This is a genomic window from Enterobacter sp. RHBSTW-00318, assembly GCF_014101375.1.
Classification (GTDB): domain Bacteria; phylum Pseudomonadota; class Gammaproteobacteria; order Enterobacterales; family Enterobacteriaceae; genus Enterobacter; species Enterobacter ludwigii.
This window is the reverse complement of record NZ_JABXQH010000001.1, coordinates 1305785-1322422: the sequence shown is the minus strand read 5'-3', so window position 1 is coordinate 1322422 and position 16638 is coordinate 1305785. Positions and strand designations below refer to the sequence as shown.

16 protein-coding genes are annotated in these 16638 nt (G+C 51.7%); 9 read left to right on the top strand and 7 right to left on the bottom strand.

Features of this window, described 5'->3' with window-relative positions:
• Positions 1–270 precede the first annotated feature (270 nt).
• Entirely contained in the window at positions 271–402 is a 132-nt protein-coding gene (gene mntS, locus HV157_RS06500; RefSeq protein ID WP_020884908.1) for a manganase accumulation protein MntS, read from the bottom strand.
• Positions 403–585: 183 nt separating this feature from the next.
• On the opposite strand from mntS, the gene mntR reads away from it, so the two are divergent.
• The 9 genes from mntR to HV157_RS06455 all read left to right on the top strand — a co-directional run bounded on the left by mntR (position 586) and on the right by HV157_RS06455 (position 11225).
• The gene (gene mntR, locus HV157_RS06495) at positions 586–1059 is read left to right on the top strand and encodes a manganese-binding transcriptional regulator MntR (protein WP_014169260.1); all 474 of its coding nucleotides are present in this window, start codon (positions 586–588) and stop codon (positions 1057–1059) included.
• Positions 1056–2165, top strand: coding sequence for an anion transporter (locus HV157_RS06490; RefSeq protein ID WP_020884907.1), 1110 nt, complete (start codon positions 1056–1058; stop codon positions 2163–2165). Before mntR ends, HV157_RS06490 begins: the two co-directional genes overlap by 4 nt.
• 101 nt (positions 2166–2266) lie before the next feature.
• Positions 2267–3361 (top strand): HlyD family secretion protein, encoded by a 1095-nt coding sequence (locus tag HV157_RS06485; protein ID WP_020884906.1) that lies wholly within the window; start codon positions 2267–2269, stop codon positions 3359–3361.
• Positions 3358–4929, top strand: coding sequence for a DHA2 family efflux MFS transporter permease subunit (locus HV157_RS06480; protein ID WP_014169264.1), 1572 nt, complete (start codon positions 3358–3360; stop codon positions 4927–4929). The genes HV157_RS06485 and HV157_RS06480 overlap by 4 nt, the downstream gene beginning before the upstream one ends.
• The gene (locus HV157_RS06475; RefSeq protein ID WP_148576502.1) at positions 4929–6449 is read left to right on the top strand and encodes an efflux transporter outer membrane subunit; all 1521 of its coding nucleotides are present in this window, start codon (positions 4929–4931) and stop codon (positions 6447–6449) included. Before HV157_RS06480 ends, HV157_RS06475 begins: the two co-directional genes overlap by 1 nt.
• 106 nt (positions 6450–6555) lie before the next feature.
• A complete protein-coding gene (locus HV157_RS06470; RefSeq protein WP_014169266.1) occupies positions 6556–7596 on the top strand; it encodes an aldo/keto reductase in 1041 nt (346 codons plus the stop codon).
• Between the two features lie 146 nt (positions 7597–7742).
• Positions 7743–9119, top strand: a complete 1377-nt coding sequence (locus HV157_RS06465; RefSeq protein WP_182268373.1) for a glycoside hydrolase family 1 protein — start codon at positions 7743–7745, stop codon at positions 9117–9119.
• 51 nt (positions 9120–9170) lie between these two features.
• The gene (locus HV157_RS06460) at positions 9171–10493 is read left to right on the top strand and encodes a PTS transporter subunit EIIC (RefSeq protein WP_014169268.1); all 1323 of its coding nucleotides are present in this window, start codon (positions 9171–9173) and stop codon (positions 10491–10493) included.
• A gap of 15 nt (positions 10494–10508) precedes the next feature.
• Positions 10509–11225 carry a GntR family transcriptional regulator gene (locus HV157_RS06455; RefSeq protein WP_014169269.1) on the top strand — a complete coding sequence of 239 codons (717 nt, stop codon included), beginning with the start codon at positions 10509–10511 and terminating at the stop codon, positions 11223–11225.
• Between the two features lie 70 nt (positions 11226–11295).
• Here the strand turns inward: HV157_RS06455 and ldtB are convergent, their stop codons facing one another.
• From ldtB to HV157_RS06425, 6 genes are all read right to left on the bottom strand, one after another.
• The gene (ldtB, locus tag HV157_RS06450) at positions 11296–12216 is read right to left on the bottom strand and encodes a L,D-transpeptidase (protein ID WP_025204618.1); all 921 of its coding nucleotides are present in this window, start codon (positions 12214–12216) and stop codon (positions 11296–11298) included.
• Positions 12217–12519: 303 nt separating this feature from the next.
• Positions 12520–14919: a hypothetical protein gene (locus tag HV157_RS06445; RefSeq protein WP_182268374.1), complete on the bottom strand. Its 2400-nt coding sequence runs from the start codon at positions 14917–14919 to the stop codon at positions 12520–12522.
• The gene (locus HV157_RS06440) at positions 14912–15274 is read right to left on the bottom strand and encodes a hypothetical protein (RefSeq protein ID WP_001325352.1); all 363 of its coding nucleotides are present in this window, start codon (positions 15272–15274) and stop codon (positions 14912–14914) included. Before HV157_RS06440 ends, HV157_RS06445 begins: the two co-directional genes overlap by 8 nt.
• Positions 15275–15309: 35 nt before the next feature.
• Positions 15310–15618: a hypothetical protein gene (locus HV157_RS06435; RefSeq protein ID WP_001008297.1), complete on the bottom strand. Its 309-nt coding sequence runs from the start codon at positions 15616–15618 to the stop codon at positions 15310–15312.
• Between the two features lie 63 nt (positions 15619–15681).
• Positions 15682–15999 (bottom strand): hypothetical protein, encoded by a 318-nt coding sequence (locus HV157_RS06430; RefSeq protein WP_001020753.1) that lies wholly within the window; start codon positions 15997–15999, stop codon positions 15682–15684.
• A 17-nt stretch (positions 16000–16016) separates the two neighbouring features.
• Positions 16017–16559 carry a hypothetical protein gene (locus HV157_RS06425; protein WP_001029588.1) on the bottom strand — a complete coding sequence of 181 codons (543 nt, stop codon included), beginning with the start codon at positions 16557–16559 and terminating at the stop codon, positions 16017–16019.
• Positions 16560–16638: the final 79 nt, after the last annotated feature.

The following is a 16638-nucleotide window of genomic DNA, read 5'->3' as shown; positions in this document are numbered from 1 at the left end:
GGATAAAAACGCCATGTGCTCACCCTGGCGTCAAGGGTCATAACCTGCCTGACAGTGCGTGGAGAGGGAATGAGGGTCCGCTTCAGCGAGCCGCAAATTGTGCAGGGCTGCAAGAAGATAGTGCGAGCGCTAAATAATAGCAACAGTTGCTAAGCAGATGTTTTGCGAAGGGGATTGCAAATCCGTAAAAAAGATCGGGAATAGGGCGGCTAAAAGCCAGTGTACAGAGGGTTTGTGACGGAAAAATGAAGCGGCGTACCGCAACGCCGCTTAGTGGGAAGGTTTGTCGTCCTGATGCGGGGGTTTGTTGTTAAACATATCGCACAGCATGTTCAACAGCATCAGGCGTACTTTAAAGGGGGAGTGGGTAAACACGTTCATACACCTCTTGAATTCGTTCATGAGACCTCCTGATTTTTGATCCCTTCGATCCGTGAAGGGTGACTGCATTACATACAGATATAGCACAGGCTATATTGTATAGCTATGGCTATTTCGTTAATTTTTTGTGCTTGTAGAGGGATGGTTTACAATGTGCGCTCTCGATACCGGGCGCTGGAAGCGTCACCCCACTGAGGAAGTACAATGAACCGTCGCGCAGGTAAGCCAACAATCAGAAAAACGACGCAACTGGTGAATGTTGAAGAACATGTCGAAGGTTTTCGCCAGGTACGTGAAGCGCACCGTCGTGAGCTGATTGATGACTATGTTGAACTGATTTCCGATTTGATTCGCGAGGTCGGGGAGGCGCGCCAGGTGGATATGGCTGCACGGCTGGGCGTTTCCCAACCGACAGTGGCAAAAATGTTAAAACGTCTGGCCTCCGTGGGCCTGATTGAAATGATCCCCTGGCGCGGCGTCTTTCTGACGCCGGAAGGGGAGAAACTCGCCCAGGAGAGTCGCGAGCGCCACCAGCTCGTCGAAAACTTCTTACTGGTGCTGGGCGTAAGCCCGGAAATTGCCCGCCGGGACGCGGAAGGAATGGAACACCACGTCAGCGAAGAGACGCTGGTTAAGTTTCGCGAATTTACCCTTAAATATGGTCCCTCCGCTGAATGAACATCCCCGGACTGCAGGCCCTGGCACGCGATCGTTTCTTCCATCTCTTATTCATCATTGGCGCAGTATTAAGCATCTTTGTGCCGTTTGCGCCACACACCTGGCCTGCGGTGATTGACTGGCGCACCATCATTACCCTCAGTGGCCTGATGATGCTCACCAAAGGGGTAGAGTTGAGTGGCTATTTTGACGTCCTGGGACGTAAAATGGTGCGCCGCTTTGCCACTGAACGCCGCCTGGCGCTGTTTATGGTGTTCTCTGCTGCGGTGCTGTCGACGTTTCTGACCAACGACGTGGCGCTGTTTATCATTGTGCCACTCACGCTCACGTTGCGTAAGCTCTGCGAGATCCCGGTTAGCCGGCTGATCATTTTCGAGGCACTGGCCGTTAACGCCGGTTCGCTTCTGACCCCTATCGGCAACCCACAAAATATTCTCCTGTGGGGACGCTCCGGGCTGTCGTTTGCCGCTTTTACCTGGCAGATGGCTCCGCTGGCACTGGTGATGATGGTGTCGCTGCTGGCGGTCTGCTGGTTCGCGTTCCCGGTCAAAAAACTGCAGTATCACAGCGGTACCACGGGCCCGCAGTGGCAGCCGCGTCTGGTGTGGAGTTGTCTGGCGCTGTACATCGTTTTCCTGTTCGCGCTGGAACTGAAGTATGAACTGGCGGGCGTACTGCTCGTCGCCGCCGGTTTTTTATTCCTGGCGCGGCGCGTGCTGATCAGCGTGGACTGGACGTTATTGCTGGTCTTTATGGTGATGTTTATTGATGTACATCTGCTTATCCAGCTTCCGGTACTGCAACACGTTCTGCACAGCGTCAGCGGCCTGTCGCAGCCGGGATTGTGGCTCACGGCGATTGGTCTGTCACAGTTCATCAGCAACGTGCCTTCCACCATTTTACTCCTCAACTACGTTCCCCCTGACACGCTGCTGGCGTGGGCGGTGAATATCGGCGGGTTTGGGCTGCTGCCCGGTTCGCTTGCTAACCTGATTGCCCTGCGTATGGCTAACGATCGTCGTATCTGGTGGCGTTTCCATGTCTGGTCGATCCCGATGCTGATTTGGGCCGCGGCGATCGGTTTCGGAATTTTCCTTCTCATATAGTGCGCAATTTGTCAGTTTTTCCTGGCAAACGTATAGCAACGTCCTAGCTTTAGTGAACGGCATAGTGTGATGCCGCTCACTGACAGGACTGTTGCTGACCTATGGCTGAAGATCAAAACCTGCCTGCTGACGAGCAGGAAAACAACACTAAACAGCGTAAGCGCCCGGGCAAAAAACCGTTAATCATCCTTGGCATTGTCGTGGTGGTGATGGTTATCGTGGCGCTGGTCTGGTGGTTTTTAACCCGTAACGAAGAGACCACTGACGACGCCTTTACCGACGGTGATGTGGTGACGATTGCCCCGAAAACGGCAGGCTATGTCACCGAGCTGCGTGTGCGCGATAACCAGCGGGTGAAAAAGGGTGACCTGCTGGTGGTTATCGATCCGCGTGATACCACTGCCCAGCGCGATCAGGCGCAGGCCCAGCTTGGGCTGGCGATAGCCCAGCTGCATCAGGCTCAGGCGCAGCTGGCGCTGTCAAAAGTCCAGTATCCCGCTCAGCGTGATGAAGCCAAAGCGCAGGTGATTAAAGCGCAGGCCGATCTGGCCAATGCGCAGGCGGAGTATCGCCGCCAGCGAGGCGTTGACCCGCGAGCGACCACCCAGCAAAGTATTGATACCGCCAATGCCCAGCTGCGCAGTGCCCAGGCGGGCCTGGCAAGTGCGCAGGCGCAGCTTGAAGTGGCGGAGCAGGTACAGCTGCAGATCCGCCAGCAGGAAACCAATGTGGAAGCGCGTCAGCGCCAGGTCGATCAGGCCAAAGCGCAGCTGGAAACCGCGACGCTGAACCTCTCTTACACCGAAGTCCGCGCCCCGTTTGACGGTTTTGTCACTAAACGCAACGTCCAGCCCGGCACCCTGGTGCAGGCGGGTACCGCGCTGTTTTCACTGGTCTCTCCGAATGTGTGGGTGGTAGCGAACTTTAAAGAGTCGCAGCTCGAACGCATGAAGCCGGGCGATAAGGTCGAGGTGTCCGTAGATGCCTGGCCGGATATGGCGCTCGAAGGCCATGTCGACAGTATTCAACAGGGCAGCGGCTCGCGTTTCTCCGCCTTCCCGTCGGAAAACGCTACCGGTAACTTTGTCAAAATCGTTCAGCGCGTGCCGGTGAAGATCGTGATTGATAAAGGGCTGGATCCCAACAAACCGCTGCCGCTTGGGCTGTCGGTTGCACCGAAGGTGACAGTGGAATGACGGATCACAGCCACGACAACTGGCGACCCGCCAGTAATCCGTGGGCGGTGGCGATTGTGGTCACGCTGGCGGTGTTTATGGAGATCCTCGACACCACTATCGTTAACGTGGCGCTCCCGCATGTGGCCGGGTCGCTCTCGTCCAGCTACGACGAATCCACCTGGGTATTGACCAGCTACCTGGTGGCAAACGGCATAGTGCTGCCGATATCGGCTTTCCTGAGCCGGGTTTTTGGCCGCAAGCAGTTCTTCCTCATCTGCATCGTGATGTTCACCGTCTGTTCGTTCCTGTGCGGGATCGCCACCGAGCTGTGGCAAATCATTCTCTTTCGCGTAATGCAGGGCTTTTTCGGCGGGGGGCTGCAGCCCACGCAGCAGTCGGTGCTGCTCGACTACTTTAAACCCGAGGACCGGGGTAAAGCGTTTGGCCTGTCGTCAATCGCCATCATCGTTGCGCCGGTACTTGGCCCGACGCTGGGCGGCTGGATCACCGATAACTACTCCTGGCGCTGGGTTTTCTTCATCAACATTCCGGTGGGGATTGTAACGGTGCTGGCGATCTACCAGCTGCTGGAAGACCCGCCATGGGAAAGCAAATCGAAAGAGAAGCTGTCTATCGACTGGACGGGGATTGGCCTGATCGCGCTGGGGCTAGGCTGCCTGCAGGTGATGCTCGACCGGGGAGAAGATGAGGACTGGTTTTATTCGAACTTTATTCGCACCTTCGCCGTGCTGACGCTCATCGGCATTATTGGTGCGATTTACTGGCTGGTGTATGCAAAAAAACCGGTGGTAGATCTGCACTGCATGAAAGATCGCAACTTCGCCATCTCCAGCCTGTTGATGGCGGGCATGGCGATGATTCTGTACGGCAGTTCGGTGGTGATTCCGCAGCTTGCACAGCAGGATCTGGGCTACACCGCCACCTGGTCCGGGCTGGTGCTTTCGCCGGGCGCCGTGTTGATCGTATTGACTATCCCGCTGGTGCTGAAGCTGATGCCGGTGGTGCAGACGCGCTGGATTATCGCTTTTGGTTTTACCTGCCTGGCGGTGTCGTTCTTCTGGTCACGTACGCTGACCCCGGACATCGATTTCGAAACGCTGGTGCTGTTCCGCAGTGCGCAGTCGATAGGGCTTGGATTCCTGTTTGTTCCTCTCACCACCATTGCTTTTATTTCGATACCGAGGCGGCTGAACGCCGATGCGGCGGCGCTGTTTACCATGTTCCGCAACGTGGCGGGCTCAATTGGCATCTCGCTTTCTACGGCGGCCATTACCGAACGTTCCCAGGCGCACAGCGCGCATCTGGCCTATCACGCGTCACCGTTTAATGAACAGTTCCAGCTGGCGATACGCGAAAGTGCGCAGGCGATCCAGAACTTCACCACTCAGGTCGGGGACCCTACCGGTATCGCCACCGGGCGCATGTACCAGACCATGATCGAGCAGTCGCGCTTCCTGGCGTATATCGACGTGTTCACCATTCTGAGCGTGGTAGCCATGTTACTGATTCCGTTTTGTTTGTTGCTCTCGCCGGTTAAGAGCGAGGGGAGTGCAGGAGCACATTGATGATACACAGACGTTTAACCCCCCTGATAATCATGCTGCTGGCAGGCTGCGCCGTGGGGCCGGATTACCAGCCGCCGGCGTCGCAGACCCCGACACACTGGAACGACCCGGGTGACAGCGGCGTGAAGTCAAAAACGGCCTCGACGGCAACCAACCCACGCTGGTGGAAAACCTTCGGTTCACCGCAGCTGGACAGCCTGATAGAGCGCGCGATCGCGGGGAATTTATCCCTGCAGCAGACGGTGTTGCGTATTGCCGGGGCGCGCGAACAGATTAACCAGGCGGGTGGGGCGTTTTACCCTTCCGTAAACGGTAATCTGCAGGCCACGCGCCAGCAGCTTGGGCTGGAGGGAGAGCTGAAATCCCACGGCGTGTACGACCAGCTTGATAACGTGGATCCTGAACTCAGGGGCGCGCTAGGACCGCTGACGCAGCCGATCAATCTTTACCAGGGGAGTTTCGACGCGCAGTGGGAAATCGACCTGTGGGGCAAGGTGCGCCGACAGGTAGAGGCTGCCGAAGCGCAGCAGAAAGCGGCGATAGAGCAGCGTAACGACGCGCTGGTGTCGCTGGAGGCGGAAGTGGCGCGCGCATGGCTGCAGCTGCGGGGGGCGCAGAGCATCATTGCCACGCTGAACACCCAGATTAAGAGCGCGCAACAAACCCTGGAACTCACCGAAAGCCGCCAGCGGGGCGGGCTGTCACCGCAGATGGACGTTGAAAACGCGCGTGCCCAGTTGGGGAACCTCGAAGCGCAGCTTCCTCAGTATCAGGCCCAGGCACGGCAGGCAATGAATGGCCTCGCGATTTTACTCGGCAAGCCGCCGGGGGCGCTGGATGCGGAGCTGCAGTCGGCACAGCCGATGCCCGCCCTGCCGGATATCGTACAAACGGGTATCCCATCCACGCTGGCCCGTCGTCGTCCTGACGTGCGCGAGGCGGAAGCCAATCTCCACGCCGCCACGGCGCAGATTGGCGTTTCCGTGGCGCAGCTGTTCCCGAGCTTTACCCTCTCCGGGCAGTTTGGTCTGCGAAACAGCGAAACCAACTGGCTGACGGACTGGAGCAGCCACTTCTACAGCTTCGGCCCGCAGGTCTCGATACCGATTTTCCAGGGCGGAAGACTGGTCTCGAGCGTGAAGGTGGCGCGTGCGCAGCAGGGCGCGGCAGTGCTCGACTACCGCCAGACGGTGCTCACCGCGCTCGGGGACGTAGAGAATGCGCTGGTGAGCTACCGCACCGATCAGCAGCGTGAAGCCGGCCTTGCTAAAACCATCGATGCGTTGCAAAACGCGTTTGATTTGGCAAGCGACAGCTACCGGCAGGGGATCGCCAGCTTTATTGACGTGCTGGATGCCCAGCGGCAGCTGGCGCAGGCGCAGCAGCAACGCGCGCAGGCGCAGGTACAAAGCGCTCTCGATCTGGTGGCGCTCTACAAAGCGCTGGGCGGCGGCTGGGAGCCGTATCAGCAGGTGCAATTACCGGATTACAAGGTCTTTGGTGAGGCTCCGCGCGGATAAGATTCAGAGGATTGGGCAAGAAACGGACAGGAACACCACATTCGCGATGGCTATGGGGCGGGTATAACTATCGGGTACCCATCGAACGACATGCGAGGATTATCTTATGCGTTATCAAAAACTGGGCAATACCGGTCTGTTTGTGTCTGAACTGTGCCTTGGCACCATGACCTTCGGCGGAGAAGGCGGCATGTGGGGCAAGATTGGTCAGCTGCAGCAAAGTGAAGCCGAGCAGCTGGTGGGCCGTGCACTGGATGCCGGAATTAATTTCATCGATACCGCGGATGTGTATTCGGAAGGGCGCTCGGAGGAGATCACCGGCCAGGCGCTGAAGAACCTGAAAATTCCGCGCGAAAACGTGGTGGTTGCCACCAAAGTGTTTGGCGAAACGGGCACGGCCGGGGTGAACTCCCGCGGCAGTTCGCGCTATCACATCATCAGTAGCGTCAAAGAGAGCCTGCGCCGTCTGCAGCTCGATCATATCGATCTGTATCAGCTCCACGGTTTTGACCCGGCAACCCCGGTCGAAGAGATGCTCTACGCGCTGGATAACCTGGTGCAGCATGGGCACGTGCGTTATATCGGCGTCTCTAACTGGGCGGCGTGGCAGATTGCCAAAGCGCTGGGCATTTCCGAACGCCTTGGACTGGCGCGTTTTGCTTCGCTGCAGGCGTATTACACCATCGCCGGGCGCGATCTTGAGCGTGAACTGATACCGATGATGCAGAGTGAAGGCGTCGGGTTGATGGTCTGGAGCCCACTGGCAGGTGGTCTGCTTAGCGGAAAATATGGCCGTGACGGGCAGAGTGAATCTGGCGGTCGCCGCCTGGAATTTGACTTCCCGCCGGTGAATAAAGAGCGTGCTTTCGATTGCGTGGATGTGATGCGCACTCTGGCCGAGCGCAAGGGTGTCTCTGTGGCGCAAATTGCGCTGGCGTGGTTGCTGCATCAGAAGGCCGTAACCAGCGTCATTATTGGTGCCAAACGTGTCGACCAGCTGGACGACAACATTGCCGCCACCGGGATCCGTTTAAGCGAAGACGAGCTTAAACAGCTTGATGCCGTCAGCGCGCTGCCGCGCGAGTACCCGGGCTGGATGCTGGAGCGGCAGGGTGAATATCGCCGTCATCAGCTCGCACAACAATAACCGTCCTTCCCCCGGTCTCGCTTCGCTGACCGGGTTTTTTTCCCGCCTTGCTCACAAAAAACGATCCTCCTCTTTGATTGATTTTTCGTCTTCGCCTATATGACTAGTCATGAAATTTTAAATGACTAGTCATATAGGGAGCGATCATGAATCAATTTCTGCCAGCCAATTTTTTATGGGGCAATTCCGTATCCAGTATGCAGACGGAGGGAGCCTGGAATGAGGGAGGAAAGGGAATGTCGGTATATGACATTCGCGAAGCCGGGGAGAACGTTTCTGACTGGAAAGTCGCGACCGATTCCTACCACCGCTATCGGGAAGATTTCGACCTGATGCAGGATCTGGGCATGAACTGCTACCGCTTTCAGATCGCCTGGAGCCGCGTATGTCCACAGGGCGACGGTGACTTCAACGACGAAGGTATCGCCTTTTATGACCGCTTTATTAACGATTTAATTGCCCGCGGCATTGAGCCGATGATCTGCCTCTACCACTTCGATATGCCGCTGGCGCTGGCGCAGGAGTACAACGGTTTTAACGAACGCCGTGTGATGGACGCGTTTATCCGCTACGGCAAAAAAATGATCGACTGTTACGGCGACCGGGTGAAGTACTGGCTGACGTTTAACGAGCAGAACATCTTCCACATGCCGGAAGCCTTCCGGATCTCGGGCTATATGAAAGGCGAGAAAACCCTGCGCGAGCTGTATGAACTGCAGCACCACACCATGGTCGCGCATATGACCCTGACCGAATACCTGCACCAGACCCGTCCGGGGCAGCTGATGGGCGGCATGCTGGCGCACCAGCTGGTCTATCCGGCGACCTGTAAACCGCGTGATATCTTCTGCGCCCAGCAGTATGACGAATTCCTCAACCAGAACCTGCTGCGCGTCTTTGCCGGCCAGGGTTACAGCCCGGCGGTGATGGCGGTCGTGGAACAGCAAGGTTTTGCGGATATCTACCGCGCTGAGGATCTTGCGCTGCTGGCGCGTACCAAAAACGACTATATGGCCTTCAGTTACTACGCCAGTAAAACCCTCGACAGCGATGCGATCCCCGAAGGAACGCCGGTCAACGATTACCTTCTGCACGGTGATAAAAATAACCCGTACCTGAAAGCGACCGAATGGAACTGGCAGATTGATCCGCTGGGCTTTCGCACCATCATCACCCGCTATTACAACGACTGGCGTATGCCGGTATTCCCGATTGAAAACGGTATTGGGGTGATCGAGTCCTGGGACGGTGTGAATCCGATTGAAGATACCTACCGTATTGACTACCACCGGGCGCATATCGAGGCGATGAAACAAGCCATATTTGAGGATGGCGCAGAGGTGATCGGTTACCTCGGCTGGGGCTTAATCGACATTCTGAGTTCACAGGGAGACATGCGTAAGCGTTACGGCGTGGTCTATGTGAACCGTGAAAACCACGACCTGAAAGACTTAAAGCGCGTACCGAAGAAGAGCTACGCATGGTTGAAACAGGTTATCCATACCAACGGACGCGAGATTTAAGCCGTACGCTGCCGGGCCGTTTTTGTGACTGATTGAAGGGAAATATCCGCTATGTCTGAAACAAAAATAACACCGCATATGCAGTCTTTTGTCGACAGATTTGTTGAGTTCTCGGCGCGCCTGGCAAACCAGGTGCACCTGCGTTCCCTGCGCGATGCCTTCGCCACGGTCATGCCCATTTTCATCCTTGCCGGGCTGGCGGTGCTGGTGAATAACGTGGTATTTCCATGGATTTTTGAAGGCGACACGCTGGCGCATTTTAAGGTGTGGGGCGAGGCGATTATTAACGGTACGCTGAATATCGCCGCGCTGTTGCTGGCACCGATGATTGCCTGGTCGCTGGCACGCAACAAAGACTTCGACAACCCGGTCTCGGCAGTGGTTATCGCCATCAGCAGTTTTATCATTATGATGCCGATGCGCTTACAGCTCACGCCCGTCGGCAGCGACGCCACGGTGAACGTCACGCAGGTGCTGACGTTCTCCAATATTGGCTCAACCGGCATTTTTGCCGGGGTGCTGATTGGTCTGCTCTCAACGGAACTGTTTATCGCCATTTCTCGTCTGAAAGCGCTGCACATTTCTTTAGGTGAAAATGTACCGCCGGCGGTCAGCAAATCGTTTACCGCGCTGATCCCGACGATCCTGACGCTTTCCCTGTTTGCCATACTGGCCGCGCTTCTGGCGAACGTGTTGCACACGGATCTCATCCACCTGATCACCACTTTTATTCAGCAGCCGCTGCGCCTGATCAATACCAGCCTGCCGGGCACGATTTTTATCTATAGCTTTGGTAACTTCCTGTTCACGCTTGGGATCCATCAGTCGGTGGTTAACAGCGTGGTGCTGGAGCCGTTTCTGCTGATCAACACCAACGAGAATATGCTGGCCTTTGCCAACGGTCAGCCTGTCCCACATATCATCAATAATATCTTTGTACCGACCTTTGGTATGGTGGGGGGGACCGGCAGCACGATTTCCCTGCTAATTGCCATTTTCATCTTCTCACGGCAAAAATCGGCGAAACAGGTGGCCCGTTTGTCGCTGGCGCCGGGCCTGTTTAACATCAACGAGCCGGTCATTTTTGGCCTGCCGATTGTGTTCAACCTGCCGCTGATGATCCCCTTTGTGCTGCTACCTGCCATAGGTATCTGGTTTGCGTGGTTCTGTACGACCCTGGGGTTAATGTCGCGCTGTGTGGTTATGATCCCGTGGACAACCCCGCCCATTCTGAGCGCCTGGCTGGCAACGGCAGGGGACTGGCGGGCCGTGGTCGTGCAGTTGGCAATCATTGTATTTGGTGTATTCTTCTACCTGCCTTTCCTCAAAATTGCCGAGAGAGTGGCATTAAAAAACAGCGGGACAGAAAACTAACAGAAAGGAAGGACGATGGCGGCGAAGTACATCACCATAGCGCGGGAAATTAAGAAACGCATTATTAGCCAGCAATACGCCGCCAACGAACCGCTCCCGGACCAGTTTGCCCTGGCGGCGGAGTTCAGCACCAGCCGGATGACCATACAGCAGGCCATACGCCAGTTAATCGTGGAAGGGCTGATCTATACCCGTCAGGGGCAGGGGACGTTTATCCGCAAAAATTTCCTGCAACTCTCGCAGTGGGATCTTTCCGGCAGCGACTACTTCGGCGCAACAAAAACCTGGGAGCATCTGGGCACCGTTTCCAGCGTCGTGGTCCATTTCGAGCTGCGCTTTCCAAACGAGAAGGAGCAGGCCTCGTTGATGATTAACGCCGATGCGCCAGTCTATGACTTTGTTCGTCTGCGTCTGCTTAACGGTGAGCCGATGTCGCTGGACTCCACCGTAATGCCGCTTAATCTGGTGCCCGGTCTGAATAAAAGCCATCTTGAAGGCTCTGTGTTCCGCTACGTGCAGGAGACGCTGGGGCTGAAAATTATGGGGTCGTACCGCGTGGTGCGGGCGCTAAAACCGAACGCGCTGGATATGCAACACCTTATCTGCGAGCAGACCGATCCGGTGCTGGAGGTGGAGCAGGTTATCTATCTGGAGGATGGCACACCGCTTGAGTATGCCCATTGTCACTACCGTTACGACCATGGTGGGATAGTTATCGTCAATAACGGATAAAAAAAAGCGGGCATCAGAGCCCGCTTTTTTATTCTCAGACCCGGTCAGCAAAGCGCCACCGGGCAGAGGGTCAGTTCAGACGCACTGGCATACCAGAACGGTTCTGAACGGCCTGGTCAACAATCGCTGTCTCTACATCCGGCTGAGAGGTCACGGACTGCACCGCGCTGTTCAGCGTAACCGGAACGATTTCGTTGTTGTTGATCTGGTCTTCGCTGGTGGACAGCGGGTTATGTACTTCAATGTAACGGCTGCCATCCGGCTCAGACGTCGCTTTAACCGGTTCGTTGATGAACTGGACGCGGGTACCGACCGGCACGTTTTCGAACAGGAATTTGATGTCTTCGTTACGCAGACGTACGCAGCCGTGGCTTACGCGCAGGCCGATACCGAAGTTGGCGTTGGTCCCGTGAATCGCGTACAGACGGCCAATGTACAGCGCGTACAGACCCATTGGGTTATCCGGGCCTGCCGGTACAACGGCTGGCAGGGGTTCACCCGCAGCGATGTACTCCGCGTGCATTTTGGCGGTTGGCGTCCAGGTTGGGCCTGCTTTCTTACGCTCAACTTTGGTCGTCCAGTTCATTGGGGTGTCTTTACCCAGCTGGCCGATACCGATTGGCAGCACGATAACCGTGTTGGTGCCTTTCGGGTAGTAATACAGACGCATTTCCGCGCTGTTGATGACGATACCTTCATGGACGGTATCCGGCAGAATCAGCTGCTGAGGAATGTTCAGCACGGTACCGGCTTTAGGCAGATATGGGTCAACACCCGGATTCGCTTCCAGCATGTTAGACAGGCCCAACTGGTACTGCGCCGCGAAATATTCCAGTGGCTGAGCGTTACCTTCAGGCACCGTGACCACCTGGTTTTGACCAACCAGACGGCTACCGTCTGTCGGCAGCGGATAAGTCACCGCAGAAGCGGTTTTGCAAAAACCTACTACGGCTAACGCCGCCGCAAAAAGCGTTGTTAATTTCATGTTCATGTTGTGCGAGGTATCTAAGCCATTCCGGCGATGAGTTGATAAGTCTGAATCTTGATGGGAGCGCATTATATGTGCATTCCCGCTAACAGGGAATTCAGATGTGTACGAAATCACATTTTTTTCGATTTTGTTAAAGTTTAGCGGATTGCCGCAACGCGGGATCTCAATTCGGAATTGTGGCATAATGCCGTGTTTATCACACTTTTCGCAGGAATCTCCCCGTGTTAGTTACCAGCAACGTCACAATATAGTTTCAAAGCGATAAAATCAAGACATCAAAAGGGAGCGCGATGCTCCCATTAGTTACATCTTGCGTCTGTTGCTGTCTTGAACAATAGCCGCGATGTTCTGTTGCTGACGTTTTAATTGTTCAGCAAACCAACGCTGATCAGTAACATTCCCTGAAACGTGAATACTTGCGTCGATTTTTGTTTCGCCTCCTGTTTTCTGATTATCTAAGAAGTCTTTCAAGTCGCCGTTTGTTCTTTCATCAACGACACGTTCGCCACCATCAAGCAGCCATGTCCCTTCTCTTGGAACATTAGAAATACCATCGTGAGCCATACCAGTAAGATTCACTGATTTCATCTGCATGACTTGTCCGATAACTCTTGCATAACTTGAAGCAGCCAGAGCGTAACCTAAAGGACCAGGATATTTTGCCATTGAAGCAGTTGCTGATTCATAAGCGTTTAACATACCGCTTGCGATTGCTGTTCCTTTTTCAACTGCAAACATTGCTTGAGCAGCTTTAGAGTTTTCACCAGAAATACCGGCTATAACTGCACCCATACCAGAAGCAAAACCGTTATACATCTGGAGTTTTGTCTGAATCTCAGTGAAAGTAATTGCTTTCGATTTAACCGCATAAGCTTGCTCAAGACGCTGTTTCTGTTTGAGATAATCTTCATAAGAAATCAATTGTCCGTCATATAGCTTTTGGTTCTGTTCTTGCATCTTCTGAAATTGTTCTTCCAACATTTTCTGTTGAATAGCCATTTTTTCTTCATCAGTTGCAAAACCGATAGCATCAAGATTTTTAAGATTAGACATATTACCATCGCCAGCAGTCGCTTTAATTGCTTCAAGACGTTGCTGATGGTCTTTCTGAATAGCTTCTAACTGAGAATTATATTCTTTCTGACCGATAAGCGATTGGGCTTTCTTAGCTTCGAGTTGTTCAAGTTGTTGTTGATATACGATTTCAAGACTCGACGTAATAACACCGATTTCTTCAGGACTTGCCATAAGAGTTTGTTTGAATTCTTTGTTTGAATTCTCAAAAAGCATTTTACGACGTTGATTTGCCTGTGTAGCGCTGATTATTCCTTTCTTTTCAAGTTCGTCGATTGTTTCAACAGCTTCTCTAACTTTACTGACTTGACTAGAAATAGTTCTGCCTTCTTGACTGAGAATTGCAGCATCAAGACTGGAAAGATTCTGTAACGCTGTCTGACGCTCTTGCATCATCTTATCATAAGCAGCTTTAGCTTCTCTTGCGGCTTGTTCCTGTAAGCGTTCCTTTTCTTTCTGAGCAGCTTTAGCTTCTCTTGCTATTTTGTCAGCTTCGCGTTTAGCTTTTTCAGCTTCTTTCTTAGCGTCTTCGGCAGCTAATGCATCTTTTTTTCTTTTCAGATCTGCGGCAGTTTTAGCATTTGCTTGCTGTAAACGAAGATTTTCATCAGCTTTGATTCTTGCTGCGGCAATATCTTTCTGAAACTTTTCTTCATCTGCAATTGCTTTTCTACGTTTAGCAAAACCCGCATTAGGCATCCATTCGCCCATTTTGTTAACAGTCGCTTCGGCAGCCCAATCAGAAAGAGCAGCATCAGGACGCAACGTGCTTAATGTTCCCATGAAGTCTAAAAAGTTACTTGCTGTCCAATCTTTATTAGCAATTTCGAACAGGTCGTTCATTTTCTTAACTAACGGACTCATAACGTTAACAGTTAGATTATCCAGATTGACGGTTAACGTTTTCATGTTTTCGTCGAATTCTTTATATTCTTTTGCTGTTTCGTTTGTGATATCAACAGAACGATTGTTAATAGCGTTTAATGCGTCTTGAGTTGAACCGTATTTTTCAAGAGTTGAAATCAAATGTGAAGCATCAGAAGCCATTGACTCCATTCCGTTCACGATTTCAGCTTGACTTGCACCAGCAGCTTTCAGGTCATAATAAGTCTGAACAAGCGCTTTAATACCGCCTTGGGCATCGTTGACGTATTGTGTGTACTGTTCAAGACCAATACCCCATTCTTTGAGGTCGTCTGCAATACCGCCATGACCTTCTCTGAATGAATCGCCAAGTTTATCTAATGTGTCTTTGTTTAAATCTCCGAAACGGTCAATCTCCATACCTGTTTCGCGAAATTCATTTTTAAGTTGTTGCAGATATTCAACTGAAAGACCAGTTGATGTAGAGAGTTGATTGAGTTCTCTCGTTTTTTCTAACGCGGTATTAAGAACAGCTACACCTGCACCTGCTGCCATTCCTGCAATCCCCAGAGCTTGCATACCCTTGGACATTCCTGCAATACCTGAGATTCCGTTGTTGAGATTATTCAACGGTCCTGTCATATTACTAAAAAGTCCATTAGCTACTGAATCGAGTTCATTCAGTTTCTTCATGGACTTGTCAATAGAAATTGATAGGCCTTTGTTATCTCCGTTAATCTCGACGTCATAACGTGATTTAGCCATTATTCACCTTTTTTTGTTGTTTCAGTCTAACTTTGTCTAACAGAGCAGGGTCGAACATCGATTCAACAGCTTTCTTGCGTTTAAGCTCCTGTTGCTCTTTCTCTTTTTCGATTTCCTCTTGAGACTTAAACACAGAATCTTTAATAAGCAGGTGATCTTTCATGTTGAGCTTTTTCCTATATTCTTTTGTAAGATTAGGATTATTAGCTTCGATAGTGTGGACCAAACGTGCTTGATAGAAATCGTTATAGACAGGACCTTGAGGTTCAATAAACGAGTCGAAAAACCATAGTTCGTAATACATCATCACGGACATCTGTTGAATTTCATCGTTAGATAATCCGCGACGTAGCATTGTTCTATACTGAAATGATTTAGCCCAGTTCTGTCTTAGTTCTTTTCCAGAACGTCTGATTTCTTACTGAGAATACTGGCAGTAGAAACAGCACTAGCAAGAGTTGAACGAACAGTGGTATAAAGTTTCTGAACTTGAGCGATTTCTTTAAAAACAGGAGTTCCGTCTTCGTGTTGAATACAATTCAGAATCATTCGGTCGTTACGTTCTTCTGTGTTTTCATTTTTGAAATAGAATTCACCGAATTCAGATACGGTCATAGGACGAGCATAGAATTTAAAGCCGTTGATTTCTACTGGTTCGCGAGAAGGCGAAAGACTTGCTAACATTTCATCGAAATTCATTTTTGTTTCCCTTTGTTGAGTTTTCTTTTATTTATGAAAAAGGGAGCGCGAGGCTCCCTTTTGTTATTTCCATTGAAAGAAATATCCGTACATTCTGAAACCTTTGTGGATATATTCAATCATTCCTAAGTTCTTCGCTTCGGTCTCAAAAAATGGACCTTGCAGTCGAACTGTCTGTCCTAATTTGAAATGACAATTAGGTTTTTTCTTCTGTGTTGAAACAATAAAAACGTTCTTATCGTTGAACAGATATTTTTTAATTCGCTTATCTTTGATGTGTTCGCAACCGTAAGGAACAGTCATTGACTCGGGATTAATCTCGTTAACGTAGATGTCGGCAAGTTCGTCTAATCTGTAAGTATCAAAATCGTGAATGTTCATTTGTTCTCCTTTTGACTTTATTTAGTACCCGCAACACGCTTAACGGTTTTGAATATATCGTCAGAGATTTGATTCCATGAACCCAGAGTTTTTCTTCTGTGTTGATTTTTCTTGAATACAGCAATTAAACGACGGTCTTGCTTTTTAACGTTAGTTTTAATGAGGATCGTTCGAGTTACGCCATCTTTTTTTTGCTTGACAGCTTCAAGATTATTTCTTGATTTCAAGTTAGGAATGTTACCGAATTTGTTCTTTGAACCTCTTACACCAGTTGGAACAAACTTGTTAATTCCTTTGTTATCATCAATTAACGGAGCAAGATAATCAGCCTGCTTGTCTTTGATGAATATTCTATTTCGTGACCCGTTCTGATCGTATCTGAAACTGAAACCTACTGCGTTCTTAGTGAAATTAACTGGTCCATCGACTCGTCTGTTGATTTTTCTTTGCAACTCAACAGAAGCGAGTTTAGACGCTTTGGTTACTTTCTTACTGAACACGTCAGATTCTTTGATTCGCCATTTTTCAAGGTCTTTCATAACATCTTTTGCTTTTGCCATTAGTTCACTCCTGACATCAGAAGCGTCCCAAATGTTTTTATCTGTTCTTCGCTGATAAGAATCATTTTAGGTGCTTTAA

Coding starts and splice junctions, on each gene's coding strand:
- mntS (WP_020884908.1), bottom strand. CDS start 402: ATGAACGAATTCAAGAGGTGTATGAACGTGTTTACCCACTCCCCCTTT.
- mntR (WP_014169260.1), top strand. CDS start 586: ATGAACCGTCGCGCAGGTAAGCCAACAATCAGAAAAACGACGCAACTG.
- HV157_RS06490 (WP_020884907.1), top strand. CDS start 1,056: ATGAACATCCCCGGACTGCAGGCCCTGGCACGCGATCGTTTCTTCCAT.
- HV157_RS06485 (WP_020884906.1), top strand. CDS start 2,267: ATGGCTGAAGATCAAAACCTGCCTGCTGACGAGCAGGAAAACAACACT.
- HV157_RS06480 (WP_014169264.1), top strand. CDS start 3,358: ATGACGGATCACAGCCACGACAACTGGCGACCCGCCAGTAATCCGTGG.
- HV157_RS06475 (WP_148576502.1), top strand. CDS start 4,929: ATGATACACAGACGTTTAACCCCCCTGATAATCATGCTGCTGGCAGGC.
- HV157_RS06470 (WP_014169266.1), top strand. CDS start 6,556: ATGCGTTATCAAAAACTGGGCAATACCGGTCTGTTTGTGTCTGAACTG.
- HV157_RS06465 (WP_182268373.1), top strand. CDS start 7,743: ATGAATCAATTTCTGCCAGCCAATTTTTTATGGGGCAATTCCGTATCC.
- HV157_RS06460 (WP_014169268.1), top strand. CDS start 9,171: ATGTCTGAAACAAAAATAACACCGCATATGCAGTCTTTTGTCGACAGA.
- HV157_RS06455 (WP_014169269.1), top strand. CDS start 10,509: ATGGCGGCGAAGTACATCACCATAGCGCGGGAAATTAAGAAACGCATT.
- ldtB (WP_025204618.1), bottom strand. CDS start 12,216: ATGAACATGAAATTAACAACGCTTTTTGCGGCGGCGTTAGCCGTAGTA.
- HV157_RS06445 (WP_182268374.1), bottom strand. CDS start 14,919: ATGGCTAAATCACGTTATGACGTCGAGATTAACGGAGATAACAAAGGC.
- HV157_RS06440 (WP_001325352.1), bottom strand. CDS start 15,274: ATGCTACGTCGCGGATTATCTAACGATGAAATTCAACAGATGTCCGTG.
- HV157_RS06435 (WP_001008297.1), bottom strand. CDS start 15,618: ATGAATTTCGATGAAATGTTAGCAAGTCTTTCGCCTTCTCGCGAACCA.
- HV157_RS06430 (WP_001020753.1), bottom strand. CDS start 15,999: ATGAACATTCACGATTTTGATACTTACAGATTAGACGAACTTGCCGAC.
- HV157_RS06425 (WP_001029588.1), bottom strand. CDS start 16,559: ATGGCAAAAGCAAAAGATGTTATGAAAGACCTTGAAAAATGGCGAATC.